The organism is Leifsonia sp. 22587, assembly GCF_052044215.1.
Taxonomy (GTDB): domain Bacteria; phylum Actinomycetota; class Actinomycetes; order Actinomycetales; family Microbacteriaceae; genus Leifsonia; species Leifsonia shinshuensis_C.
Genome location: NZ_JBQENB010000001.1, coordinates 915,262 through 941,038 on the forward strand (window position 1 = coordinate 915,262; position 25,777 = coordinate 941,038).

The 25,777-nt window shown below is 72.3% G+C and carries 18 protein-coding genes; 12 read left to right on the forward strand and 6 right to left on the reverse strand.

The genetic code is table 11. The annotated features are described in order from the left end of the window. Nucleotides 1-137: 137 nt before the first annotated feature. A complete protein-coding gene (locus tag ACTJI1_RS04475; protein WP_440741703.1) occupies nucleotides 138-7,808 on the reverse strand; it encodes a DUF7507 domain-containing protein in 7,671 nt (2,556 codons plus the stop codon). 303 nt (nucleotides 7,809-8,111) lie between these two features. Here ACTJI1_RS04475 and ACTJI1_RS04480 point away from each other — a divergent pair, with 303 nt between their 5' ends. Then, nucleotides 8,112-8,498, forward strand: coding sequence for a YchJ family protein (locus ACTJI1_RS04480; protein WP_440741704.1), 387 nt, complete (start codon nucleotides 8,112-8,114; stop codon nucleotides 8,496-8,498). On the opposite strand, the gene ACTJI1_RS04485 is transcribed toward ACTJI1_RS04480, so the two are convergent. Beyond that, nucleotides 8,495-10,753, reverse strand: coding sequence for an Ig-like domain-containing protein (locus tag ACTJI1_RS04485; RefSeq protein WP_440741705.1), 2,259 nt, complete (start codon nucleotides 10,751-10,753; stop codon nucleotides 8,495-8,497). The two genes, ACTJI1_RS04480 and ACTJI1_RS04485, sit on opposite strands and share 4 nt — an antisense overlap. 152 nt (nucleotides 10,754-10,905) lie before the next feature. Between ACTJI1_RS04485 and ACTJI1_RS04490 the strand changes: the two genes are divergently transcribed. Genes ACTJI1_RS04490 through ACTJI1_RS04505 form a run of 4 tightly spaced genes read left to right on the forward strand, consistent with a single transcriptional unit; the run spans nucleotide 10,906 to nucleotide 15,462 of the window. Further along, the gene (locus tag ACTJI1_RS04490; protein WP_440741706.1) at nucleotides 10,906-11,607 is read left to right on the forward strand and encodes a TetR/AcrR family transcriptional regulator; all 702 of its coding nucleotides are present in this window, start codon (nucleotides 10,906-10,908) and stop codon (nucleotides 11,605-11,607) included. After that, a complete protein-coding gene (locus ACTJI1_RS04495) occupies nucleotides 11,604-12,860 on the forward strand; it encodes an MFS transporter (RefSeq protein WP_440741707.1) in 1,257 nt (418 codons plus the stop codon). The genes ACTJI1_RS04490 and ACTJI1_RS04495 overlap by 4 nt, the downstream gene beginning before the upstream one ends. Further along, nucleotides 12,860-14,152 carry an amino acid deaminase/aldolase gene (locus ACTJI1_RS04500; RefSeq protein ID WP_440741708.1) on the forward strand — a complete coding sequence of 431 codons (1,293 nt, stop codon included), beginning with the start codon at nucleotides 12,860-12,862 and terminating at the stop codon, nucleotides 14,150-14,152. Before ACTJI1_RS04495 ends, ACTJI1_RS04500 begins: the two co-directional genes overlap by 1 nt. Then, nucleotides 14,149-15,462 carry a D-arabinono-1,4-lactone oxidase gene (locus ACTJI1_RS04505; RefSeq protein WP_440741709.1) on the forward strand — a complete coding sequence of 438 codons (1,314 nt, stop codon included), beginning with the start codon at nucleotides 14,149-14,151 and terminating at the stop codon, nucleotides 15,460-15,462. Before ACTJI1_RS04500 ends, ACTJI1_RS04505 begins: the two co-directional genes overlap by 4 nt. Before the next feature lie 105 nt (nucleotides 15,463-15,567). Here ACTJI1_RS04505 and ACTJI1_RS04510 read toward each other — a convergent pair whose 3' ends face one another. Both ACTJI1_RS04510 and ACTJI1_RS04515 read right to left on the reverse strand, forming a co-directional pair. Beyond that, nucleotides 15,568-16,452 (reverse strand): M48 family metalloprotease, encoded by an 885-nt coding sequence (locus ACTJI1_RS04510; protein WP_310130242.1) that lies wholly within the window; start codon nucleotides 16,450-16,452, stop codon nucleotides 15,568-15,570. Between the two features lie 7 nt (nucleotides 16,453-16,459). After that, on the reverse strand, nucleotides 16,460-17,026 hold the full coding sequence (locus ACTJI1_RS04515) for a LemA family protein (protein ID WP_018191575.1): 567 nt from the start codon (nucleotides 17,024-17,026) through the stop codon (nucleotides 16,460-16,462). Nucleotides 17,027-17,179: 153 nt separating this feature from the next. Here ACTJI1_RS04515 and ACTJI1_RS04520 point away from each other — a divergent pair, with 153 nt between their 5' ends. The 3 genes from ACTJI1_RS04520 (at nucleotide 17,180) to ACTJI1_RS04530 (ending at nucleotide 19,389) form a co-directional block, all read left to right on the forward strand. After that, on the forward strand, nucleotides 17,180-17,806 hold the full coding sequence (locus tag ACTJI1_RS04520) for a TetR/AcrR family transcriptional regulator (protein ID WP_440741710.1): 627 nt from the start codon (nucleotides 17,180-17,182) through the stop codon (nucleotides 17,804-17,806). Between the two features lie 63 nt (nucleotides 17,807-17,869). Then, the gene (locus tag ACTJI1_RS04525; RefSeq protein WP_440742174.1) at nucleotides 17,870-18,658 is read left to right on the forward strand and encodes an ABC transporter ATP-binding protein; all 789 of its coding nucleotides are present in this window, start codon (nucleotides 17,870-17,872) and stop codon (nucleotides 18,656-18,658) included. Next, complete coding sequence (locus ACTJI1_RS04530) at nucleotides 18,655-19,389, forward strand: ABC transporter permease (RefSeq protein WP_310130239.1); 735 nt, start codon at nucleotides 18,655-18,657, stop codon at nucleotides 19,387-19,389. Before ACTJI1_RS04525 ends, ACTJI1_RS04530 begins: the two co-directional genes overlap by 4 nt. Before the next feature lie 514 nt (nucleotides 19,390-19,903). Here ACTJI1_RS04530 and ACTJI1_RS04535 read toward each other — a convergent pair. Both ACTJI1_RS04535 and ACTJI1_RS04540 read right to left on the reverse strand, forming a co-directional pair. After that, a complete protein-coding gene (locus tag ACTJI1_RS04535; RefSeq protein ID WP_310130238.1) occupies nucleotides 19,904-20,365 on the reverse strand; it encodes a hypothetical protein in 462 nt (153 codons plus the stop codon). Then, a complete protein-coding gene (locus tag ACTJI1_RS04540; RefSeq protein WP_440741711.1) occupies nucleotides 20,362-21,591 on the reverse strand; it encodes a winged helix-turn-helix domain-containing protein in 1,230 nt (409 codons plus the stop codon). Before ACTJI1_RS04540 ends, ACTJI1_RS04535 begins: the two co-directional genes overlap by 4 nt. Nucleotides 21,592-21,731: 140 nt before the next feature. On the opposite strand from ACTJI1_RS04540, the gene ACTJI1_RS04545 reads away from it, so the two are divergent. From ACTJI1_RS04545 to ACTJI1_RS04560, 4 genes are read left to right on the forward strand one after another with little or no spacing between them, the layout of a single operon-like run. Then, nucleotides 21,732-22,868: an ABC transporter substrate-binding protein gene (locus tag ACTJI1_RS04545; RefSeq protein WP_310130235.1), complete on the forward strand. Its 1,137-nt coding sequence runs from the start codon at nucleotides 21,732-21,734 to the stop codon at nucleotides 22,866-22,868. Continuing rightward, on the forward strand, nucleotides 22,847-23,845 hold the full coding sequence (locus tag ACTJI1_RS04550) for an ABC transporter permease (RefSeq protein ID WP_440741712.1): 999 nt from the start codon (nucleotides 22,847-22,849) through the stop codon (nucleotides 23,843-23,845). The genes ACTJI1_RS04545 and ACTJI1_RS04550 overlap by 22 nt, the downstream gene beginning before the upstream one ends. Further along, complete coding sequence (locus tag ACTJI1_RS04555; RefSeq protein ID WP_440741713.1) at nucleotides 23,833-24,705, forward strand: ABC transporter permease; 873 nt, start codon at nucleotides 23,833-23,835, stop codon at nucleotides 24,703-24,705. The genes ACTJI1_RS04550 and ACTJI1_RS04555 overlap by 13 nt, the downstream gene beginning before the upstream one ends. 1 nt (nucleotide 24,706) lies before the next feature. Further along, nucleotides 24,707-25,765 (forward strand): ABC transporter ATP-binding protein, encoded by a 1,059-nt coding sequence (locus tag ACTJI1_RS04560; RefSeq protein ID WP_440741714.1) that lies wholly within the window; start codon nucleotides 24,707-24,709, stop codon nucleotides 25,763-25,765. The last annotated feature ends 12 nt before the right edge of the window (nucleotides 25,766-25,777 follow it).

The window sequence follows — 25,777 nt, forward strand, 5'->3', positions numbered from 1 at the left end:
CGACGGATGCGGAGGTGCTCTACCGGTCGCGGTACGGGGACCTGATCATCTGCACGATCGCCGCAGCAGCGATGCCGCCTCCGACCACGACGACGAGCCAGATGAATCCGATGAGCAGACCTTCCATGGGCTCAACGCTACACCGTCGTGCTCGCCCGGCGCCGTCCGTGCCGGGTGAGCAGGCTGAGCACCCCGAGCCCGATGGCGAAGAGCGCGACCGCGATCAGCGTCCCGTCGGGACGCTGTGCTCCGGTCGACGCGAGGTCGGAGGCCGACGGCTGGGCGGGCGCCGCCGGGGTCTGCGGTGGGACGACGGGTGCCTCGGCCACCCTGGCGACCGCGGTGGCGGAGCCCGAGGTCACGGACGTGCCGAGCAGATCCGTCGCGGTCGCCACGGCGACGTTGGTGACACCCGCCCCGCGGAGGTCCGCGGCCGTGGGCGTGTACCCCGCAGTGCAGGTCACCTGACCTCCCGGCGGGAGCAGCTCATCCGGGCAGTCGGGAACGGGCAGGGGCCCGGTCCCGGTGAATGCCGCCTCCGTGATGCCCAACTGACGGACCGTGATGTTCCCCGTGTTCGTGACCGTGTAGGTGTACTCGAGGGTGTCGCCGGCGGCGAACGTTCCCGGCGTGACGGTCTTGGCGAGGGTCAGGTGCGGCTGGGGGAAGCTGGGGAGGCTGAGCAGGTTGCTGGTGCCCGTCACGGGCAGCCCCGAGGGGGCGGTCGCCGTGGCGGTCGCCTGGTTCGAGGTCGTGCCGTTGGACACGTCGGCGGCCGTCAGGGTGTACGTCGCCGTGCACGTCGTGGCGGCACCGGACGGGAGCTCCGTGACGGGGCAGATCGGGGCGGGTGGCGTGCCCGTCCCCGTGAACAGGGTCTCCGTGAGGGCCAGGTCGCCGAGGGTGACGTTGCCGGCGTTGACGACGCGGTACTCGTACGTCACGACGCTGCCCGCCGTGTAGTCGTCGGGTGCGAAGGCGGGGGCGCTCTTGTGGATGCTGAGGGCGGGAGCGGCGGGGATGCTCAGCTCGACCGTGTCGGGAAGCGACGACACGGCGAGCCCGCTCGGCAGCTGGGCGGACGCGGTGGCCGTGTTCGTGAGGGTGCCGCTGTCAACATCCGCCCGCGTGGTCGTGTACGTCGCCGTGCAGGCGGTGCTCTCACCGGGGGCGAGCGCGGCGGCGGGGCAGATGACGGGGGAGAGCGCGGCGGGGTCGGCGGGCGGTGCGACGGTGTCGGTGACCTCGGTCGCGGTGACCGTCTGGTTGCCGGTGTTGGTGACCGTGTACGTGTAGGTGACGCGCTGGCCGACCTCCGTGACCGGTTCCGGGGAGGCGGTCTTGGTCAGCACGAGGCCGGGTTCGGGCACAACGGGGACGGTGTGGACCGCGGGTGGCGCATCCACTGGTCCGGCCGGGCTGACGGCGGTGGCGCGTGCGGTGTCGCTGATCGCACCGCTGTCCAGGTCCGCCTGGGTGACGGTGTACGTCGCGGTGCAGACGGTGGATGCGCCGGGCGGCAGAGAGGTCGCCGGGCAGTGCACCGGGCTGGCGCTTGCCGGATCGGGCGGCGGGCTGACGGTGTCGGTGACGGCGAGCCCGGTGACGGTCTGGTTCCCGGTGTTCGTGACGGTGAAGGTGTAGGGGACGACCTGGCCCGTGCCGGTGATGGTGGGCGTCGTCGTGCCCTTCACGAGCGACAGGCCCGACTGGGAGGCGATGGTGACCGTGGCGGCGGAGGGTGCCGAGGCGACCGCGGTGCCGTCCGGTGCCCTGCCCCCGGCCGCAGCGGTGTTGCGGACGGTTCCCGCGTCCACGTCGTCCTGCGTCAGGGTGTACCCGGCGGTGCAGGTCTCCACCTGGCCGGGCGCGAGCGTGGGGAGCGGGCACACGGGCGCGGGTGGCGTCCCGGTCCCGGTGAACGCCGTCTCGGCGATGGCGATGGAGCCGACGGTGACGTTGCCGATGTTGGTGACGCGGTAGGAGTAGGAGATGTCGGCGCCCGCAACGTCGGCCGTGGGCGGGTCGGCGCTCTTCTCCAGAGCGAGGGCGGGCGTCTGCACGATGGGGAGCTGCGCCGTCCACGGCGGTGACGTGATGGCGCTGCCATCGGGTGCGGTACCGGTCGCGACGGCGGAGTTCCGCACTCCGCCGTTGTCGGCGTCCTCCTGGGTGAGGGTGTACGTGGCGGTGCACACCACCTGATCCCCGGGCGCCAGCGTCGTGACCGGGCAGGCGACCTGCGGCGAGGTCCCGGTGCCGGTGAACTCGGTGTCCGTCACCGCGATCCCCGTGAGCGTGGTGTTGCCGGTGTTCGTCACGACGAAGGTGTAGCCGGTGATCGTCCCCGGCGCGTCCCCGGTGGCGTCGACGGACTTCACCACGGTGAGGGCGGGCGACTGCGCCGCCGGGATGCCGAGGGTCGCTGCGTCGGAGGTGACCGGGACGAGTCCCGGCGCGATCCCCTGCGCGATGGCCCGATCATCCACCGATCCGTGGTCGAGGTCGGCCTGGGTGACGGTGTACGACGCCTCGCACACCAGCTCCGCATCCGGTGCCAGGGACGTCGACGGGCAGGTCACGGGCGTCAGCGCGGCGGGATCGCCGGGAGGCTGCACCGTGTCGATCACGGTGACCGCGGCCAGGGTCTGGTTGCCGGCGTTCCGGACCGTGAACCGGTAGGGGATCCGCTCGCCCACCGCGGACACGGTCGTCACCGTGCTCTGCTTGGCGAGTTCCAGCGCGATGTGCGGGGCGACCGGGACGCTCACCGTCGACAGGGCGGAGGTCACGGTCTCGCCCCCGGCGGTGTTCGCGGTGGCCGTCGCCGAATCGGTCACCGAGCCGGAGTCCACGTCGGCTTGGCTGACGGTGTACGTGGCCGTGCAGGTGGTCGACCCCGCCGGCGACAGCGACGTGACCGGGCAGCGCACCGCGCTCAGCCCTCCGGGATCCGCCGGCGGCGCGACCGTGTCGGTGACCGCCAGGCCGGCGATCGACTGGTTCCCGGTGTTGACGACCGTGAACGTGTAGGGGATCTCCTGGCCCGCATCCGTGATCGTCGCCGTCGTGGTGGCCTTGGTCAGGGTGAGACCGCTCACGGCGGAGGCGGGGATGCTGACGTCGTTCGACTGCGTCGCGACCGTGCTCCCGGAGGGCGTGGTGGCGACGGCCGACGCGACGTCCGTGATCAACCCGTTGTTGATGTCCGCCTGTGTCGTGGTGTACTCGGCGCTGCACGTCGTGGTGGCCCCCGGCGGCAGTGTCGTGGTGGGGCAGTCGATCGCGCTGAGGTCGCTCTGTCGCGAGGGCGCGGCGACCGTGTCCGCGACCACCAGTCCGGAGAGCGTCTGCGACCCGGAGTTCCGCACGGTGAACGTGTACGGGATGGTCTGGCCCGGCCCGGTCACGGCCGTCGCGGGAGTCGTCTTGGTCACCTCCAGTCGCGCCGCGGCCGACGAGACCGCCACCTGGACGTGCGACGGCTGGGCGGTCACCGGACCGGCGGGCGTGCTGCCGGTCGCCGTGGCGCTGTCGGCGATGAGCCCGTTGTCCAGGTCCGGTTGCGTCACCGTGTAGCGGGCGGTGCAGAGCGTCTGCGCTCCGGGTGCCAGCGTCTGCGTCGGGCAGGTGACCACGCTCAGGTTCGCCTGGTTCGCGGGAGGGGTCTGGGTGTCCTGCACCTGCAGTCCGCTGACGGTCTGCGAGCCGGTGTTGGTGACCAGGAAGGTGTAGTCGACGCGATCGAAGAGACCCGTGACGGTGGCGGTCGCGGAGGACTTCACGATGGTGAGCGCCGGCGCGGCGGCGGGCGCGGGGATGGTGAGGCTGGTGGGCGGGCTGTCGATCGTCGCCCCGGCGGGGTCGGTGCCGCTGGCGACCGCGGTGTCCGAGAGCGATCCGTTCGCGAGATCGGCGGCGGTCGTGAGGTAGTCCGCGGTGCAGATGGCGCGCTCGCCGGGCTGGAGGGTCCTCTGCAGGCACGTGACGGGCGAGAGCGCGGCGGGCGAACCGGGCGCCTGCACCGTGTCGGCCACGACGAGGTCGCGGATCGTGGTGTTCCCGGTGTTGGTGACGAGGTAGCTGAACGCCACCGGCTGGCCGGCGGCGGTGATCACGCTGGTCGACGACGACTTCGCGACCGTCAGTTCGGGGGACTGCGCCGCGGGGATGCTGTCGGCCGACGGATCGGACGGCGGCAGGGCGATGCCGTCCTGGTCGGTCGCCGACGCCACGGCGACGTCGTCGAGGGAGCCGTGGTTGATGTCGGCCTGGGTCACCGTGTACGTGCCGGTGCAGGTGACGGACTCACCCTCCGCGAGCGTGCCGTCCGGGCAGCGGATTCCGGACATCGCCCCCGGCGACGCGGGCGCGAGCTGCCGATCCGTCACTGCGATGCCGGTGACCGGTCCGGGCCCGAGGTTGCGGACGGCGAACGTGTACGGAACCACCTGCCCGGCGTGGTCGATGAAGGCGGTGGTCGACGATTTGGTGAGCGCGAGCGCCGGCTCGGCGGGGATGGTGACCCGCGAGGCACGCGAGGTCACCGTGCTCCCGTCCGGCGCCGTCGCCGTGACGGTGGCCGAGTCGGTCACGAACCCGCGGTCCAGGTCGGCCTGGGTCACTGTGTAGGTCCCCGTGCAGTCGATGCTGTCTCCCGGCGTCAGCGAGGTCGCCGGGCAGTCCACCGGCCCCAGGCCGCCGGGCGTCGCGGGCGGGAGCACCGTGTCCTGCACCGCCACGTCGGTCAGCGCCGTGTTGCCCGTGTCCGTGATCGTGAACGTGTACCGGGTCTGCTCCCCGACGGTGTGGATGCGCGAGGTCGTGGTGGTCTTGACCAGCGAGATCCCGGGCTGCGGGTCCACCGGGACGACCAGGCTCGAGTCCGCGGTGCGGAAGACGGCGCCGCCCGGGTCCGTGCCCTGCGCGTAGGCGCTGTCGCTGACGAAGCCGTTGCTCAGGTCCGCGGCGGTCACCACGTGCGAGGCGCTGCACGTCTCCGTCTGCCGCGGGCCCAGGACGGGCTGCGGGCAGAACACAGGCCCGGTGGCGTCCTCTCCGGAGGGGGAGAGCGTCGTGTCCACCACGCCGACGTCGTGATACGCCACGTCGGAGTTGTTGGTGACCGTGAAGGTCAGCTGCAGCACCTGGCCGACACGGGAGATCCCGTCCGTCCGCGTGGATTTGATGATGGTCAGCGCCGAGGTCTGCACCGGCACGGACTGCGACGACTGGGGCGACGTCACCGCTGCACCGGACGGATCCCGGCCGGTCGCCACCGCGGAGTCGTTCACGGACCCGTTGGCCAGGTCGGCGGCGGCGACGGTGTAGCTGCCGGTGCACACCTCCTGCGCGCCGGGGGCGAGCGTCGGCTGCGGGCAGACCACCGGGGACAGGTTGCCCGGCAGCGACGGCGGCGTGGGGGTGTCCGCGACCGCGACACCGGTCACCGGGACGTTCCCCGTGTTGGTCACCTCGAACGTGTACGGCACCTGCTGCCCGACGGCGGAGACGGAGAGGGCCGTCGTCCTCTTGACGAGCCCCAGCGTCGCGATCGGGACGGCGATCGTCAGCGTGGACGGCGCCGACGTCACCGGCGCGTTCGCCGGATCGGTGCCCCGGGCCACCGCGATGTCGGAGACCTGGCCGTTGTTCGCGTCCGCGGACGTCACCGTGTACGTCCCGGTGCAGGTCGTCGAGGCTCCCGCGGCGAGGACGGTCGCCGCGCAGGTCACCGGCGTCATGTTCGCCGGAAGCGCCGGCGCCTGCTGGGTGTCGGTCACGCTGACGTTGGAGATGGTCACCGCGGAGTTGTTGGTCACGGTGAACGTGTACGGGATGGGCTGACCCACCGCCGGCAGGGTCGTCACGGTGGAGGATTTCACGACCGATAGGGCACCGGGCAGGCTTGCGGGGATGCTCAGCGCCGACGGTGCGGACGTCACCGCGGCACCCGTCACATCCGACGCGGTCGCGACCGCCGAATCCCGCAGCGACCCGTTCGCCAGGTCGGCCTGGGTGGCGGTGTAGGCGGCGGTGCAGACCTCCGACTCGCCCGGGGCGAGGGACGGCTCCGGGCAGCTCGCCGGCGTGAGGTTCCCCGGCGAGCCCGGCGCGGCGACCGTGTCGGTCACCTGCACGCCGAACAGCTGGACGTTGCCGGAGTTGGTCACGGCGAACGTGTACGGCACGCGCTGCCCCACGGAGGAGACCAGCGCCGTGGTCGAGGACTTCGTCACCGTCAGGCCGGGAGCGGGCACCCCGATCGTCAACCGCGACGGCGGAGTGGTCACGGTCGTCATCGACGGGTCCAGCGCGGTCGCCGTCGCAGTGTCCGTGACCCCGCCGTTGTCGAGGTCCGCCTGCGTCACCGTGTAGGTCGCCGTGCAGGTCGTGGAGGCATGGGGTGGCAGGTCCGTCACCGGGCAGAGGATGGGCGACAGGGCGCCCTGCGTCGCCGGCGGAGCCTCCGTGTCCACCACCTGGAGCCCGGTCACCGGGACGTCGCCGCGATTGACCACCTCGAAGCGGTACGCGATCTTCTGCCCCACCGCGGAGATGGCGGTCGTGGAGGACGACTTGGTCAGCACCAGGGATGCGGGCGGTTGCACGGTCAGGGCGGTGTCCGCCGGCGGGTTCAGCCCGTTCAGCCCGGTCGCCCCCGCGGGGAAGTTGCCCGGCCCGTTCACGTACGTCCCCGGCGCGGAGGCCGTCACCTGCACGGTGAGGGAGCACGACGACTGACCGGCCGCCAGCGTCCCTCCCGTGACCGTCACCGTGCTGCCGCCGGGGGTGGCCGTGAGGGTGCCGGCCGGGCACGTCGACGACGTCACGCCGGTCGTCGTGAGCCCCGCCGGCAGGTCGTCGGTGAAACCCCACCCGGCTTTCGCGGCCAGTTCGAGCGTGTTCGTGACCGTGTACGTCAGCGACGCCACTCCGCCGGACGCGATCGAGCCGGGCGCGAACGCCTTGTCCAGCTGAGGCGTCACGTCGAGGATCTGCGGGAGGTCGAAGGCCACGTCGTTTCCCGCGCCCGACCCTTGGGCGTTGTAGATCTCCACCTGCAGTTTCGGCGAGCCCGTCGGCGCCAGGTGCAGCACCGACGACTTGAGCGGCGCGACCACGGTGCCGCCGCCGAAGTCGACGCGGCCCGGATCGGTGCAGGGCACCAGGTTGTTCGCCACCACGTTGCGCTGCCCGTCGACCAGCAGGGTGAACCGTTCGAGCGCAGTCGTCGCTCCGTTCGGGCAGCTGGCCTCCCCGAACAGCGCGGTCACCTGGTAGAAGTGCCCGGCGACGGCCGGGATGGGCGTGTTCGTCAGCAGCTGTACGCCCGGCCCCGGGTTCCCGCCCGTCGCGGCGGCGACCGCCTGATTCGTCGCGGCGGCGGCCGCCGTCATCCCCTGGTAGCGGCCGAGCTTCGTCGACAGGTCGTGCAGCAGTCCGTTCTGGCAGGTCGGGGTCGAGGCGTTGACGATCCATCCGTTGCAGAAGCCGCCCGCGCCCTGCCAGTTCCGGTCGGCCGAGTACGTCTCCGAGAACGCGCCGGAGATGCCGGGCGCGTAGACGGTGCCGGGCGTCCCCTGGTAGTCGACGATGTCGATCGGTGCAGCGGTGGCATTGCGGGCCGAGAAGTCCTCGGTGTACAGCGGGGTCGGCGGCTGCGGCACGCCCGGACGGCCCGCGACGGTCGCCTGCGCCGGGACCGCCGCGCCGGCAGCCGACAGGCACGCCAGGAGGATCACGGCGGACGCCGCCGCGAGACGCCGGAGCGCAGAGCGCGCCGTCTTCGGATCGTCCCGGATCATCTCTGCACCCGCACCCGCCGTCCTCACACCCGGCCGGCACCGCGGCGGGCGTCACCATGATGGGATGCCATGCGAGAGCCGCGCTAGACAGCGTCGCGCGCCCCCGCGTCTGCGAAGACCTTCAGGACGTCCGAAGAACCCGCTCACCTTCGGGGACCACAATGATGGCCGACACCCTTTCTGGTGAGGTGTCCCCGACCCGGCCGGCGCCCAGGATCCCCCCGACGTGGGCGTCGGCCGGGTCTCCATATCCGGGGCCGGAGCCGGGCCTGAGCGGGCGCGACGCGCGGCTAGGCTCGGTGGGTGACCACCCGCTGTCCTTGCCTGAGCGGCGAGACCTACGACGCGTGCTGCGGCCCGCTGCACCGCGGCGAGCCCGCTCCCACCGCGGAGCGGCTGATGCGGTCGCGGTTCAGCGCGTTCGCCCTCGGCGACGCCGGCTACCTGCTGCGCAGCTGGCATCCCACGACGCGTCCCGCCGAGCTCACGCTCGACCCGGATGTCCGCTGGTACCGGCTCGACATCGAGCGCACGGAGCGCGGCGGACCGTTCGACACCGACGGTGTGGTCGAGTTCGTCGCGCACTACAAGGGCGCCGAGCGGGGGAGCCTCCACGAGGTCTCGCGCTTCGTCCGCGACGGGCGCGACTGGTTCTACGTCGACGCGGTCACGGCCGACCGCCGGGCCTAGGGCACGCTGCGGTCGAGCGCGGGCGCGACGTACCGCTCCCACAGCCACACCGCGACGCTGGTCGCCGCGAAGCCGACGGCCACCGCGACGATGACCAGGATGCCCACCCCGCGCTCGACGAGGGATGCCACGGGCAGCAGCAGCGCGAACAGCACGGTGTAGACCACCAGGCTGAGCCCCGCCCACAGCCAGCGCGACCACTGCGCGATCGCACGTCCGGCCAGGCCGCCGATCGGCAGCAGCATCACTGCCGCCGAGCCGATGCCGGTCAGGGCGAGGGCGTTGACGAGTTCGACGACGAACGCGCTCGCCGGGTCGGACGGGACCCCCAGCAGGCCGACCGCGAGCCACGCGAGCACGCCCAGCGCGGCGACGGCGGACACCTGGACGGCGGCGATGCGTCCGCGCCGCACCCGTCCGGCGTGCGGTCCGAGGGCGAGCCCGAGGACCAGGGCGAACAGCAGGGCGGGGGAGAGACCCAGGACGCGCGATCCGATCGCCGCGACCGCGACCACCACGAGCAGGCCCGGGCGCAGCACCAGGTGGGGCACAGGCAGGTGCAGATGCGGCGCGAGACCGCGGCCCGCGAGCACCCACACGGCGTTCACGGCCGCGACGGCGAGGGCGACGGCGACCAGGACGCTCGGGTACGTGCCCGCGTCGGGGACCGGGGTGGAGAGGGTCACCAGCAGCACCGTCGCAAGCCCCGTGGCCGCGATCGACCAGAAGCGCTGCGACCGCGAGACCGCAGGGGTGTCGCTCTCGGCGGCTCGCGCTGCGCCGGCCTCACCGAACAAGGCGGAGGCCTCCGACACGTCCGAGCGCGGCCGGTTGCGGCCGAACAGCGCGCTTCGGTGCGCGCCGTGGCGTTCGCGCTGGGCGCGGCCGCGGGCCAGGGCCGCGGCCAGCAGCCTCGCGGGCAGCACGAGGAGCAGCAGGGCGGCGACGGCGAGACCGGCCGACCGCATCCACCCGGGCAGCGCCGCCGCGGACACCACGGGTGCGCTCGCGGTGGTGAACGGCGCGTCGAACCGTTCCTGGGTGTCGGGACTGGCCGGGCCGGTGGGCGGCGCGGCACCCGGAGCGGCGGGCGCCGGGGCCGACGGCGTGGGGGCCGGCGCCGGGGTACGTGAGGGCGACGGCGTCGGTGCGGCCGCAGCGCCGGCCGCGGCCGCGACGGTCAGGGTGACCGGGTTGCTGCCCGGGCTGACGTTGCCGGCCGCGTCGCGCTGCAGGGCCGACACGGTGTACGCGCCGCCGTCGAGGACGCCCGCGCACGACCACGCGCCGCTCACCACCTGCGCGCTGCAGACGACGGTGGTGCCGCCGGGCGTCTGCGCGTAGAGCGTGACGCGTGCTCCGGACTCGCCGGACCCGCCGAAGGAGACCGGCGTGCCGGCAGCGGCGGAGGAGCCGGGCGCCGGGGTGGTGATGCTCGGGGCGCCGGGCGGGGTGCGGTCCACGGCGAGCGGGACGGCGGAGCTGCGGCCGGAGCGCTGGGTGGAGAAGCCGGCGACCTGCGTGGCCGACACCGTGTGCCGCCCGTCGGGCAGGGAACCGCTCAGCACGCATCCCCACGCGCCGTTGGAGTCCGCCGGGAAGGTGCAGCTCGCGCCCGTCTCGGCGGTCACGGTCACCCGCGCGCCGGGGAAGGCGGTGCCGCGGACGGCGCCGGACGTGGAGACGACCCCGCTGCCGCTGATCGTGGGCGGGTGCAGCACATCCACCCGGTCACCGGTGGACTCGCCGGTCGACCGCGCCTCGGCCCGCACGGCCACCCCGCCGCCGTCCGGCAGCGAGGCGAGCCCGCACGACCAGCGTCCGTCGTCTCCGACGGTCGCCTGGCAGCTCTCGGAGGCGCCCGGCGTGGAGCCGGCGGACACCGCGACGACGTCGCCGGGCGTGGCGGTGCCCGAGACGGGGAGCGGAAAGGAGGTGACGAGCCCGGTCGGGAGGGCGTCCATCCTCAGCGGCTGCGGTGTGGGCGGCGGCGAGGGGGTGCTCGACGGCGGTTGGGTGTCCGCGGGAGCTGCGGCGGGCGGCTGCGGTGCCGCCGAGGCGGGTGCTTCGTGTGCTGCGGCGTACGGTGACGCGAGGTGCTGCGGTGCGAGGGATGCGTGAGGGGCGGGAGTCGCGGTCGCGGGAGGCGCGTCCCCGATCAGTCCGGCGGCGCTGAACAGCAGAACCGCCAGCGCGGCGACGGTCGCGAACGACACCAGTCCGCTCGACCCCCGTGGCCGGACTGGTGGTGACACGTCGCTCGTAAATCCCCGCATTCCACCCCATTCCAGGGGGTACGGCCCGGGCGTGTCAAACTCATCGACACAATTTGCGGCATACTGACATCTGGGACGACTGTCCCACTTTCTCCCGCGCGATGGGGCGCGGCAGAGCCTCAGGAGTCCGGATGACGCGTATCCCGGTGGCGGACCGGCGCACGGCGCTGGTCCAGGCTGCGCTCCGGCTGATCGCGCGCGACGGCGTCGCCGCGGCCACCACCCGGCGGATCGTCGCCGAGGCGGACATGCCCCTGGCCTCCTTCCACTACGTGTTCGCATCGCGGGACGAGCTGATGGCCGAGCTCATCGAGGCGGCCGTCGAAAGCGAGCAGAGGGACTTCGCGCCGGTGCTGGCGGGCGGCGACGGCGGGCACGGTGTCGGGATGCGCGAAGCGGTCCGCGCCGGGCTCCAGCACTACTTCGACGGCGTCCGCGCCGACCCCGACCGCGAGAAGGCGATGCTCGAGCTGACCCAGTGGGCGCTCCGCGAGCCCGGTTTCGAGCGGCTCGCGCAGCGCCAGTACGCGCGTTACCACGCCGTCGCCGCGCAGGCGGCCGCCGACGCCGCACGGCTGACGGGCAGCATGTGGCTGCGGCCGATCGACGAGGTGGCCCGCATCCTCGTGTCGTTCACCGACGGTCTGACGCTCGCCTGGCTGGTGACGCGGGACGACCGGGCGGCCGCCGCCACCATGGACGTCGCCGCCGACGCGCTCGCCGCCCTGACGGCGCCCGCCGCATCCGACGGCCACGCGCCCGCCGCATCCAGCACCGCCGCATCCCGTACCGCCGCATCCCGCACCTCCGACCCGAAAGCAGGCCGCCGATGACGAACACCTCCACGCCGGCGGTCTTCGCCGAGCCCGTCCGCAAGGTGCCGGGCCGGTGGATCGCCGCGTTCGCCGTCGCGTGGCTGGGGGCGTGGATGGCGCAGCTCGCGCCCATCCAGAAGCTCCTGCCCGACCAGGTGCAGACCGAGCTGCACACCACGTCGTGGGTCGACAACGTCGTCGCGTTCGGCGTGATCTCGGGCATCTCGGGCGTCTGCGCGATCGTCGCCTACCCGCTGACGGGTGCGCTCTCCGACCGGACCACGAGCCGGTTCGGCCGCCGCCGCCCGTGGATCGCCGCCGGCGCCGTGGTCTTCGCGGTGTCCCTCGTCCTGCTCGGGCTGCAGACGAGCATCGTCGGGATGGGCGTGTTCTGGTCGCTGGCGCTCACCGGGTTCTGCATCCTCACCGCGGCGCTCACGGCGACCATCAGCGACCAGGTGCCGGTCGACCAGCGCGGCTACGTGAGCGGCTGGATCAGCGCCCCGCAGGCGATCGGGATCATCCTCGGCGTCGCCCTGGTCACCTACGTCTTCGTCGGCGCGTTCGTCGGGTACACCGCGATGGCGGTGCTGCTGCTCATCCTCGTGCTGCCGTTCCTGCTGCTTCCGGATGCGGTGCTTCCGACGGAGCTGCGGGAGCGGATGTCGGTGCGCGGCGTCATCGAGGGGCTGTGGATCAGCCCGCGCGCGCATCCCGACTTCGGCTGGACGCTGCTCAGCCGCGTGCTCGTCAACTTCGGCAACGCGTTCGGGACGTCGCTGCTGCTGTACTTCCTGGAGTTCGGCCTGCGCGACCCGAACGCCGACGACGACCTGCTCGTCCTCATCCTCATCTACATGGTGTTCGTCATCGTCGCGTCGCTCGCGCTCGGTCGGCTCTCCGACCGGCTGGGCCGCCGCAAGGCGTTCGTGTTCGCGTCCTCGGCGGTGCAGGGTGTCGCGGCGCTGCTGCTCGCCTTCGTGCCGGACCTGTCGGTCGCGTTCGTCGCGGCCGCGCTGCTCGGTGTGGGGTACGGCTGCTTCCTCAGCGTCGACCAGGCGCTCGCCACCCAGGTGCTGCCCGACCCGGAGACCCGCGGCAAAGACCTGGGGATCATGAACATCGCCCTCGCCGTTCCGCAGGCCGTCGCCCCGCTCTTCGGCGCGATGATCGTCGCCGCCCTCGGCGGCTTCGCCGGCCTGTTCGTCCTGTCCGCCCTGTTCGCGTTCGCGGGTGCGTTCGCGGTCGCCCGAGTGAAAGCGGTGCGCTGATGACCGACCTGAACCTCGCTACCCCGCCGGTCGCCGCCGAGCGCACCTGGACGACGCCCGACGTGTTCTGGCCGTCGCTCTCCGCCGCGACCGCCCAGCTGGACCCGCCGCTCGCCGTGCTGCACCTGCCCGCCCTCCGGCACAACGCGCACGACATGCTGCGGCGCGCGGCCGTGCCGTCCGGGCGCGCGACGAAGAGCATCCGGGTCGCGTCCAAGTCGGTGCGCGTCCGGTCGGTGCTGGATGCGGTGCTCGCGCTGCCCGGGTACGCGGGCGTGCTCGCGTACACGCTGCCTGAGGCGCTGTGGCTCGCCGAGGGTGACGCCGAGCATCCGCCCATCGAGGATGTCGTGGTCGGGTACCCGACCGCCGACCGGGGCGCGATCCGCCGGCTCGCGGCGTCGCCCGAGCTGGCCTCGCGGGTGACGCTGATGGTCGACTCGATCGCGCACCTCGACCTCATCGACGCCGTCGTGCCGCCAGGCGCGCGCGAGACCATCCGGCTGTGCCTCGAACTCGACTCCTCCTGGCTCGCGCCGGTGCTCGGCCACGTCGGGGTCTACCGGTCGCCGGTGCACTCCGCCGCCGCCGCCCGCGAGCTGGCGGCGGCGATCGTCAGCCGCCCCGGCTTCGCCCTCGTCGGGATGATGGGCTACGAGGCGCAGATCGCCGGCCAGGGCGACAATCCCCCCGGGAAGCCGGCGTGGGGCGCCACCCTGCGTTGGATGCAGAAGAACTCCCGCGAGGAGCTGCTCGGCCGGCGCGGCGAGGCGGTCGCCGCGGTGCGTGCGATCGCCGACCTGGAGTTCGTGAACGGCGGCGGAACCGGATCGCTGGAGTTCACCGCCTCCGACGACGCGGTGACCGAGATCGCCGCGGGCAGCGGGCTCTTCGGCGGGCACCTGTTCGACACGTACCGGTCGTTCCGTCCGGCGCCCGCCGCGTCCTTCGCCCTCTCGGTCGTGCGCCGCCCGGACGCGGGCACGGCGACGCTGCTCGGCGGCGGGTGGATCGCCTCCGGCCCTCCGGGGCCCGACCGGATGCCGTCGGTGGAGTGGCCGACCGGCCTGTCGATGGTGACGCGCGAGATGGCCGGCGAGGTGCAGACGCCGCTGACCGGGGCCGCCGCGAGCGTCATGCGCATCGGCGAGCGCGTCTGGCTGCGGCACACGAAGTCGGGCGAGCTCAGCGAGCACGTCGACGCCTTCCACCTGGTGGACACGGTGGACGGCCGTGCACGCGTGGTCGGCGAGGCGGCCACGTATCGCGGCGACGGCAAGGTCTTCCTGTGACGGCGGTCGGCGGACTCTGGCGCAACTGGGGGCGGACCGAGGCGGTGCGCCCGCAGCGCGTCGAGCGTCCCGCGTCCGCCGAGGCGGTGCAGCGCGCGGTGCAGGCGGCCATCCGCACCGGGATGCGCGTCAAACCCGTCGGCGCGGGCCACAGCTTCACGGGCATCGCTGTCGCACCCGGCGTGCAGCTCGACCTCGAGGATCTGAACGGCATCCTGGATGTGGACCTCGAACGCGGACGGGTCACGCTCGCGGCGGGCACGCACCTGCATCAGCTGCCGCGGTTGCTCCGGCCCCACGGCCTGGCGCTGGAGAACATGGGTGACATCGACCGCCAGACCATCGCGGGCGCGACCTCCACCGGTACGCACGGGACGGGCGGATCGTTCGGCGGCCTCGCGGCGCAGATCGTCGGCCTCACCCTGGTGACCGGACTGGGGGAGCTGCTGCGCATCGACGAGACGCAGAACGCGGAGCTGCTCCCGGCCGCCCGGCTCGGGCTGGGGGCGCTCGGCGTGATCGTCGACGTCACGCTGCAGTGCGTCCCGGCGTACCTGCTCCAGGCCGTCGAGCGGCCGGAACCGCTGCAGGCGACGATGGAGTCGTACCTCGAGCGGTCCGCCGCGGAGGACCATTTCGAGTTCTACTGGTTCCCGCACACGGAGACGGCGCTCACCAAGACGAACACCCGGCTGCCGCTCACGGCCGAGCGCAAGCCGCTGTCACGTGCCGGGCGCTGGGTCGACGACGAACTGCTCGCCAACGGCGTCTACCGCGGCGTCTGCGCGCTCGGCGCCGTCGCACCCGGCGTCATCCCGCCGTTCAGCCGCCTGGCGCAACGGCTCACCGGCAACCGCGACTTCACGGACCACGCGCCGCGCGTCTTCGTCACCAACCGCACCGTTCGGTTCCGCGAGATGGAGTACGCCCTGCCGCGGGAGGCGGTGCCCGCGGCGCTCGCCGAGGTGAAGGCGCTGATCGAGCGGCGCGGCTGGCGCATCTCCTTCCCGATCGAGGTGCGCAGCGCGGCGGCCGACGACAACTGGCTCTCCACCGCCCACGGGCGCGAGAGCGGCTACATCGCGGTGCACCGGTACTACCGGGAGGACCAGCGCGAGTACTTCTCGGCAGTCGAGGAGATCATGGTCGCGCACGAGGGCCGGCCGCACTGGGGCAAGCTGCACAGCCGGGACGCGGACGCGCTGCGTGCGGTCTACCCGCGGTTCGACGACTTCCTCGCCGTGCGCGACCGGCTCGACCCGGACCGCCGCTTCGAGAACGCCTACCTGCGCCGCGTGCTCGGGCCCTGACCCGCGCCGCGCCGCGCCGGCCTTCGCGCCGATGTCTGCTGCGTCTCGGAACGTCGGCGGCTGCGCGCGCCGGCGCAGACGTTCCGAACCGCGGCAGTCAGCGGGCTAGAAGCTGCCGCCCATCGACTCCAGGCGCTCGACGCGCTCGGGGATCGGCGGGTGCGTCGAGAACAGGCGCGCCACGAGGCCCGGCTTCAGCGGGTCGTTGATCCACAGGTGCGCCATGGACGAGTTCTGCTTGCGCATCGGGCGGCCGTACGCCTCCAGCTTGAGCAGCGCGCTCGCCAGGGCGTCCGGGTGCCGCGTCGTCAGCGCTCCCGTCGCGTCGGCCAGGTACTCGCGCTGCCGCGAGACGGCCAGCTGCACCAGCGTCGCGACCAGCGGCGCCACGATCGCGGCGATCAGCCCGAACACCAGCACGACCGGGTTGCCGCCGCCGTTGTTGTTGTTCCGGTTGCCGCCGAAGAACGCCATCCGCAGGAAGATGTCGGCGATGAAGCCGATCGCGACGGTGAGGCCGAACACGATCATCCCGAGCCGGATGTCGTAGTTGCGCACGTGCCCGAGCTCGTGCGCCATGACGCCCTCGAGCTCCGCATCCGTCATGATGTCGAGCAGCCCCGTCGTGGCGGCGACCGACGCGTGCTGCGGGTCGCGCCCGGTCGCGAACGCGTTCGGCGCCGGGTCGTTCACGATGTAGACCGCCGGCATGGGCGTCCCCGTCGTGATCGACAGGTTCTCGACGATGTTCCAGAGGCGCGGGTTGTCCGCCTTCTGGATGGGGATGGCCCCCGACATGCTCAGCGCCTGACTGCTCGCCAGGTAGTACTGGAACAGCGCGTAGAGGATCGCCCCGATGAGCACGACCACGAGGATCGTGTAGCTCTGGTAGATGACCGAGGCCAGCCATCCGAGCGCACCGATGAGTACCAGGAACAGCAGGATGATGAAGACGGTGTTGCGCTTGTTCCTGGCGATCGCCCTGTACATCGACGCCCTAGAACTGGACGCGCGGAGGCTCGGCGATCGCGGCGAGGTTGTCGACCTCGAAGAACTCGCGCTCGGTGAAGCCAAGGCGTCGGGCGAACAGGTTGTTCGGGAAGACCTTGATCTTGGTGTTGAACTCGCGGACGCCGCCGTTGTAGAAGCGGCGCGACGCCTGGATCTTGTCCTCGGTGTCGACCAGGTCGGCCTGCAGACGTAGGAAGTTCTGGCTCGCCTGCAGCTGCGGGTACGCCTCGGCCACGGCGAAGATGCTCTTCAGCGCGGTCTGCATGTGATTCTCGGCGACCGACGCCTCACCCGGTGTCTGCGCGGACAGTGTCTCGGCGCGCGCCTGCGTCACCGACTCGAACACCCCGCGTTCGTGGGCGGCGTATCCCTTGACCGTCTCGATCAGGTTCGGGATGAGGTCGGCACGGCGCTTCAGCTGCACCGTGATGTCGCTCCACGCCTCGTCCACACGGACTTTCAGCGTCACGAGGGAGTTGTAGGTGGCCCACAGATAGATCCCGATGATCGCCACGATCACGACGACGATGATGACCGGAATGAGCCATTCCATGTTCGCTGAACTCCTTGTGTACAGGCGCCGGGTCGAGTGATTGCGCAGGTCACATCCTAGCTTCGGCGGAGGCGGCGCCGACCGCGTTCCCATCACACTCGAAGCAACCACCTCAGAGGCGGACAGCGGACGTCCGGGTGCACAATGGGCTCCGTGAGCGAGCTGGCCGAACGTCGCCGACCCGGGCGGCCGCGCAAGGAGCGCGGCGCGGCGTCCGCGCGCTCGGCGATCCTGCGCGCGGCGGCCGACGAGTTCGCCGAGCGCGGCTACGAGGCGGCCTCCCTGCGGGCGGTCGCGCGCCGTGCCGGCGTCGACTCCGCGCTCGTCCACCACTACTTCGACGGCAAGGCGGACCTGTTCGCCGCGACGCTCGAGGTGCCGCTGCGGCCCGACCGCGTGTTCGACGTGGTGCTGGCAGGCCCGCGTGACCGGGTGGGGGAGTCGCTGGTGCGCTACATCCTGGAGCGCCTCGACGACGAGAAGTCCGCCCGGCGGATGGTCGTGGTGCTGCGCACCGTGCTGGGCAGCGGGCCGGGCACGCGGATGGTGCGCGAGTTCCTGCAGCGGGAGGTGCTGTCGAAGCTCGCCTCCCTGAGCGACGCGCCCGACGCATCCCTGCGCGGGGAGCTCGCCGCCGCCCAGCTGGTCGGGATCATGATGACCCGCTACGCGCTGCAGGTCGAGCCGATCGCGAGCACGCCCGCGGAGGAGCTCGCGCGCCGGGTCGGGCCGGTGCTCCAGTGGCACCTGTTCGGAGACCCCGACGCGCCTGTCTCCTGACGCGACCGCGCCGCGAGCGGTGTCTTGACGCGGCGTCCGCCGGAGCGAATAATTCAGCACATGATGAATTCGCCGGATGCGGTGGAGCCCGCCGTCGCCATCGAGGGCCTCCGGGTGCGTCGTGGCCGCGCCGACATCCTGCACGGCCTCGACCTCCGCATCCCGCGCGGCCAGGTCGTCGGCCTGCTCGGGCCGAGTGGATGCGGGAAGACGACCCTCATGCGCTCGATCGTCGGCGTGCAGCGCGTCAAGGGCGGCACGGTGACCGTGCTCGGTCAGCCGGCCGGTTCGGCGACCCTGCGTCACCGTGTCGGCTACGTCACGCAGGCGGCGAGCGTCTACGACGACCTCACCATCCGGCAGAACCTCGACTACTTCCGGCGCGTCCTCGGCGCCGGGCGCGCGGATGTGGAGCGCGCGATCTCCGCGACCGACCTGGAGGAGCACGCCGGGCGGCTGGTGTCGGCGCTGTCCGGCGGCCAGCGCAGCCGTGTCTCGCTCGCCGCCGCGCTGCTGGGCTCGCCCGACCTGCTGGTGCTCGACGAGCCGACGGTCGGGCTCGATCCGCTGCTCCGGGTGGAGCTGTGGGGCCTGTTCCACCGCCTCGCCGACTCGGGCACCAGCCTCCTCATCTCCAGCCACGTGATGGACGAGGCGACCCGTTGCGACCGGCTGATCCTCATGCGCGACGGCGCCGTGCTCGCCGACGCGACGCCCGACGAGCTGCTCGCCGAGACCGGGGCGGCGGATGCGGAGGGCGCGTTCCTCGCCCTGCTCCGGCGCCGGCACGCGCGGCACGCGCTGCCCGGGACGGACGAGGACGCGGCGGACCTCGGGGAGGACGTGCGATGAACCCCACCAGAACGCTGGCGACCACGGGCCGGGTGCTCACCCAGATCCGCCACGATCCCCGCACCGTGGTGCTGCTGCTGATCGTGCCCAGTCTCCTGATCGGGCTGGTGGCATGGATCTTCACGGACACGCCGGTGTTCCAGACGATCGGGCCGGCCATCCTGGCGCTGTTCCCGTTCATCGTGATGTTCCTGGTCACCTCCATCACCACGCTGCGGGAGCGCCGCACCGGGACGCTGGAGCGCCTGCTCTCGATGCCTCTCGGGCGCGGCGACTTCATCCTCGGCTACACGATCGCGTTCGGGCTGCTGGCGATCGTGCAGGCGCTGCTGGCGTCGGGCTACGCGCTGTGGGTGTGCGGGCTGGACGTGAAAGGCGACCCCTGGCTCCTGGTCGCGGTCGCCGTGACGGATGCGGTGCTCGGCAGTACCCTCGGCCTGTTCGCGAGCGCGTTCGCGCGCACCGAGTTCCAGGTGGTGCAGTTCATGCCGCTGCTGGTGTTCCCGCAGATCCTGCTGGGCGGGATCTTCCTGCCGCGCGACGAGCTGCCCGCGGGCCTCAAGGAGATCAGCGACTGGCTGCCCCTGTCGCACGCGGTGGATGCGCTCAACGCGGTGGCGGCGGACAGTCACGACGCCGCGTACGTGGGCGGGCAGCTGCTCATCATCGGGTCGTTCGCGGTGGCGGCGGTCGTGCTCGGGGCGCTCACGCTGCAGCGGCGCACCGCCTGAGGCGGGCGCGGCGCGGCCGGCCGGCGGCGCGCTGCCGCCTTCGGCGCGTGTGCTTGCGACGGAAAAAGGTGCTCAAATCTCCGACGCAACGCTCTGTGGAGGGAGTTTCGGGCCGGATCGGGGCGGATCTCCGACGGTGGCTGCCGGATCTCCGACGGAACGGCCTGCGGGGTGCGCCGCCTCAGGCGGGCGCGGCGCAAGGGGGCGGCGTGTGCTTGCGTCGGAGAAAGGAGCTGGAATCTCCGACGCAACGCTCTGTGGAGGGAGTTTCGGGCCGGATCGGGGCGGATCTCCCACGGTGGCTGCCGGATCTCCGACGGAACGGCCTGCGGGGTGCGCCGCCTGAGGCGGGCGCGGCGCAAGGGGGCGGCGCATGCTTGCGTCGGAGAAAGGGGCTGGAATCTCCGACGCAACGCTCTGTGGATGGAGTTTCGGGCCGGATCGGGGCGGATCTCCGACGGTGGCGGCCGAATCTCCTACGGAACGGGCGGCGCAGCGCAGTACGCGCTACCCGCTACGCGCTCGCGCGCCCGTCGGGCACGTGGTCGCCGTCGGGCACCTGCAGCTCGGCGGTGCCCGTGTAGCGGTAGCGGACGCGGGTCCCCGTCGGGGGCTCGTCCAGCAGGCGCCACTCGGTGCCGACGTTGTCGTCGCCCACGATGGAGACGTCGCGGATGACCTCCTTCGGCTTCCCGTCGACGAGCGACTGGATCACCTCGGCGTAGACCTCCGAGTCGGGGTTCAGCAGAACCGCGATGTAGTGGTCGGAGCTGCGGACCTCGCGCGCCGGCACCCACAGGCGCTCGTCGAACTGGACGAGCGTGCCGCCGTCCGACGCTCCGTGCGGTCTCACGCCCGTGACGATGCCGTCGAGCCAGGTGTCGCCGTCGTGATAGGCGTACAGCTCGCGCATCGGCGACTCGTAGTCGGCCTCGTCGGCCCCGTCCTGATCCAGGTAGTCCAGCGGTGACGTCATGCCCCGAACCCTACCCCCGGCCGCAGCGCCGCCGCGAGGATCGGGGCGAGGTCGCCCCGGGCGCCCTCCGCGACCTCCGCCCGGTCGAGCCCCTGCCACGCGGCCGTCTCAGCCAGCAGCGGAAGGAAGCGGTCGAGCGGCACGGCGGGCATGTCCGGTTCCGTCCAGGCCGACTGCACCCTCAGTACGCCCGCCTGCCGGTCGCTCTTCAGATCGATGCGCCCGACCAGGGCGTCGTCGATCAGGATGGGCAGCGAGTAGTAGCCGTAGACCCGCTGCGGCGCCGGCGTGTAGATCTCGATGCGGTAGTGGAACCCGAACACGCGCAGCGCCCGGTCGCGGTACCAGACCACCGGGTCGAACGGCGACAGCAGCGCCGCCGCCTCCACCCGCCGGGGCTTGCGAGCGTCGCGGTGCATCCAGGCGCGGAGCGGCCGCCCGGCGCTCTCCCACCCCGCAACCTCCACCGGGACGAGCTCGCCCGCATCCTCCAGCTCTTGCAGCGCCACACCGACGCGCGGGCCCTTGATGCGGTAGTAGTCGGCGAAGTCGCGCGCCGTCCCGATCCCGTGCGCCACCGCGGCGCGCCGCAGGAGCTCGCGGATGGCGTCGTCGTCGCTCACCGTCGGTTCCAGCACGCTCGCTGGCAGCACGTCGGAGGCGAGCCCGTACCGGCGCTGGAAGCGCGTTCGCCCCGCGATCGCGACCTCGCCGAACAGGAACATCCGCTCCAGGGCGCGCTTGACCTCCGACCATCCCCACCACGGTCCGGTGCGGTAGTTGGCGTCGTGCTCGATCTCGCCGGCCACCAGCGGTCCGTTCGCGGCGAGCTCCCCACGCAGCCACTCCACCGTGGTCTGGTTGACCTCGTACCAGCTGCCCGGGCCGCCGTACCGCTCGCGGTACTCGCGCATCCGCCAGGCGAACAGCGGCCAGTCCTCCGTGCGCATGAACGCCGCCTCGTGCGGCCAGTACTCGGTGTACGGGCCGCGGGCGTCGAACGTCAGCCGGTCGAGCAGGCCGCGGTCGTAGGCGCCGAGGCGGGCGAACGCGGGCAGGTAGTGGCTGCGCTCGAAGACGTTGACCGAGTCGATCTGCAGCAGGCGCAGACGGTCCATCAGGCCGTTGAGCTGGCGGGTGCCGACGGAGTCGGGATGCGGCCTGCCGAACCCCTGTGCGGCCAGCGCGATGCGACGTGCGAGTGCGGGGGAGATCTGTTCGACCACGGAACGACCATAGCGACAACCCCGGACACCGGACGTTCACCGCGGTGTCACCGGCGCGAAGGCGCCCGGACGCCTGGCCTTCCTACGGTGACCACGTCCGGGCGCACCGCCCGGTCGACACCTTGCACTGGAGGAAACCCGTGATCAACAAGCGCGCACGTGTCGCCGGCCTCGCGGCCGCGGCCGCCGTCGTCGCACTCTCGCTCTCCGCCTGCTCCGGCGGCGCGAACGCCAGCACCGCCGACACCGCGAAGATCGGCACCGCCACCGACGTCGCGTCGGCCGGCGGGATGGATGCGCTGGTCGCCGCCGCGAAGAAGGAGGGCAGCCTCAACATCATCGCGACCCCGGGCGACTGGGCGAACTACCAGGAGATCTTCGACGGCTTCACCAAGAAGTACGGCATCACGATCAACCCGAGCCAGGACAGCGCCTCCAGCCAGGAGGAGATCGACGCCGCGAAGAAGCTCAAGGGCCAGGACACGGCTCCCGACACCTTCGACATCGGCTCCTCGGTCGCTCTGGCGAACACGCAGTACTTCGCCGCCTACAAGCCGACCGGCTGGGACGACATCCCCGAGGGCCAGAAGGAGAAGGACGGCCTCTGGAAGGTCGGTTACTACGGCGTCATGGCGGTCGGCTACGACGCCAACAAGATCAAGACCGCCCCGAAGTCGTTCGACGACCTCCTGAAGCCCGAGTTCAAGGGTGCGGTCGCGCTCAACGGCAACCCGACCCAGGCGGCCGCCGCGGCCGGCGCGGTCGCGTACGCCACCCTGCAGAACGGCGGGACGCTCGACGACCTGACCCCGGGCATCGATTGGTTCTCGAAGCTCAAGAAGGCGGGCAACTGGAACGCCGCCGACGGCAAGCCGAACACCATCGCCTCCGGTGAGACCCCGGTGCTGCTCGACTGGTCGTTCAACCAGAAGGGCTACGCCACCTCCGACACCATCAAGGGCGGCGGCGTGAACTGGAAGTACGTCGTGCTCCCGGGCACCGCCTACGTCGGCTACTACAACCAGGCCATCAACAAGGACGCCCCGCACCCCGCGGCCGCGCGCCTCTGGGAGGAGTACCTCTACAGCGACGCCGCCCAGAACGCGTGGCTGAAGGGCGGCGCCTACCCGGCGCGCGTCGACGCCATGGAGAAGGCCGGCACGCTCGACAAGGACGAGTTCCCGGGCAAGCTCGACAAAGTGGCCGTGATGAGCGACAAGCAGGCGACCGACGCCGGCACGCTGCTCAACGCCAAGTGGGCGAACGCGGTCGGCTGATGACCGAGACCGTGACGGGCGCCGCGGCGCCTGCGGTCGACCGTGCTGCCGCCGGCGTTTCCGCGACGGAGACCCGGCGGCAGCCGTCGTCGGCCCGGCCCGCAGGCGTCAGGGCCGGGCGGCGGCGCCGGAAGAGCGCGGCCGCCGTGCTGGGGCTGACGCCGTTCGCTTTCTACGTGATCGTCTTCCTGGCCGTTCCGACGGTCGTCGCCGTGGGCAGCGGCTTCCTGGATGCGGACGGCCGCTTCACCTGGGCCAACCTGACGGGACTCATGGAGCCGGCCATCGCCGGCTCGTTCTTCGGCGCCTTCTGGCTCTCCGCGGTCACCGCGGTGGTCGGGGCGATCGCCGGCGCGGCGCTGTGCTTCGCCCTGCTGCGCTCGCGCCCGGGCGGCGTGACCCGCTCGCTGGTGGATTCGGCGAGCAGCGTCCTCGCGCAGTTCGGCGGCGTCATGCTGGCGTTCGCCTTCATCGCGACGATCGGCGCGCAGGGCCTCGTGACCGTGCTGCTCCGCACGGTCGCGCACATCAACATCTACGAGAACGGGGTGTGGCTGTACACGGTGCCCGGCCTCATCCTGCCGTACCTCTACTTCCAGATCCCGCTCATGGTCATCACCTTCATGCCGGCGCTGGAGGGACTTCGCCCGCAGTGGCTGGAGGCGACGGCGACGCTGGGCGGCAGCCGCTGGACGTATTGGACGCGCGTGGGCGGCCCCATCCTGCTCCCGTCGTTCCTGGGCAGCCTGCTGCTGCTGTTCGCGAACGCCTTCTCGTCGTACGCGACCGCCGCAGCCCTCGTCGGCCAGGCGAACAACATCGTCTCGCTGCAGATCCGGCAGGCGCTGATCAGCGAGACCGTGCTCGGCCGCGCCAACCTCGCGGGCGCCATGGCGCTCGGGATGCTGCTGGTGATGGTCGTCGTCATGCTCGGCTACTCGGCGCTGGTCCGCCGCACCGCGAGGTGGCAGCGATGACGCGCGCGGTGGACACCCGCACCCCGGAGGTCCGGCCGGCCCGCCGCCGACGGTCGCAGGAGCTGCGTCTGGGGCCCGGTCCCGCCGTCCGCACGGTCATCTGGGTGGTCCTCGGGCTGTTCTTCCTCATCCCGCTGTTCTCGATGGTCGAGTTCACCCTGCGCACGGCGAAGCCCGGCGTGTACAACATCGACCGCTGGGTGGCCGTGTTCTCGGGAGAGACGACGCGGTACGACCGCGTCTACCAGGGGCTCGGCAACTCGCTCGTGCTCGCGGTCGTGACCGTCGCGATCATGCTGCTGGTGCTGCTGCCGACCATCGTGCTGGTGGAGTTGCGGTTCCCGAAGCTGCGCCGGCTGCTCGAGGGGATCTGCCTGCTGCCGATCATGATCCCGGCGATCGTGATGGTGGTCGGCCTCGCGCCGACGTACGCCGTCGTGACGGACGTCTTCGGCTCCGGTGCGTGGACGCTCGCCTTCGCGTACGGGATCACCGTGCTGCCGTACGCCTACCGCGCCATCCAGAGCAACGTCGCCGCCGTCGACATGATCACGCTCAGCGAGGCGGCCCGCTCGCTCGGCGCCCCCTGGTGGACCGTGTTCTGGCGCGTGCTCGTCCCGAACCTGCGGCGCGGCATCCTCGCCGCCGCCGCGCTCTCGGTCGCCGTCGTACTGGGCGAGTTCACCATCGCCTCGCTCCTCTCCCGCGTCAACCTGCAGACCTCGCTGCTGCTGGTGTCGCAGTCCGACCCCTTCGTCGCGGTCATCTTCGCGCTCCTCGCGCTGGTGTTCGCGTTCGTCCTCCTCGTCGTCGTCGACCGCCTCGTGAGCGTGCGGCGACGGCGCACCGCGAAAGGCTGACATGACCGCCCTCGAGACCCCCGTCCTCTCCGCGCGCACAGGATCCACCGTCGAACTGCGCCACCTCGTCCGCGACTTCGGCGGCGGCGTCGGGCTGGCCGGCTTCGACCTGCAGGCCGCGCCGGGCGAGCTGATCGCCCTGCTCGGCCCGAGCGGCTGCGGCAAGACGACCGCGCTGCGCTCGCTCGCCGGGCTGGAGCGCGTGGACAGCGGCAGCATCCTGATCGACGGACGCGACGTCACCGACGAGCCGACCAACCGGCGCGACCTCGGGATGGTGTTCCAGTCGTACTCGCTGTTCCCGCACCTGACCTCCGGGCAGAACGTCGAGTTCGGTCTCCGGATGCGCAAGGTCGCCCCGGCGGAGCGGCGGCGGCGTGCGGCCGCCGCGCTCGAGCTGGTGGGCCTCGACCACCACGCCGACCGCTACGCGCACCAGCTGTCCGGCGGCCAGCAGCAGCGCGTCGCGCTCGCCCGCGCGCTGGTCACCGAGCCGCGCGTGCTGCTGCTCGACGAGCCGCTCTCCGCCCTCGACGCCAAGGTGCGCGTGCAGCTGCGGGACGAGATCCGCCGCATCCAGACGGAGCTCGGCATCACCACGTTCTTCGTCACGCACGACCAGGAGGAGGCGCTCGCCGTCGCCGACCGCGTCGCCGTCATGCGCGCGGGCCGGATCGAGCAGATCGGCAGCCCCGAGGAGCTCTACCACCGTCCCGCGACGGCGTTCGTGGCCGAGTTCGTCGGCCTGACCAATCGCGTCGAGGGCATGGTGGCCGCCGGGCGGCTGTCGGCTCTCGGCCAGGAGGTCCCGCTCGCGTCGCCGGTGGACGACGGGCCGGTCACCGCGTACGTGCGTCCGGAGGACGTCCTGCTCGTCGCGGACGGCATCCCGGGCGTCGTGCTCACCACCAGCTTCCTGGGGGCGCTCCGGCGCACGCGGGTGCGGCTCGAGGATGGCAGCGAGCTGTCGTTGCAGCACGGTGCGCGCGAGCGGCCCGAGCCGGGGGATCGCGTGAGCGTCGGCCTGAGCGGATCCCCGGTCACCGTCGCGCCGCGCTGACTGTCGCGCCGC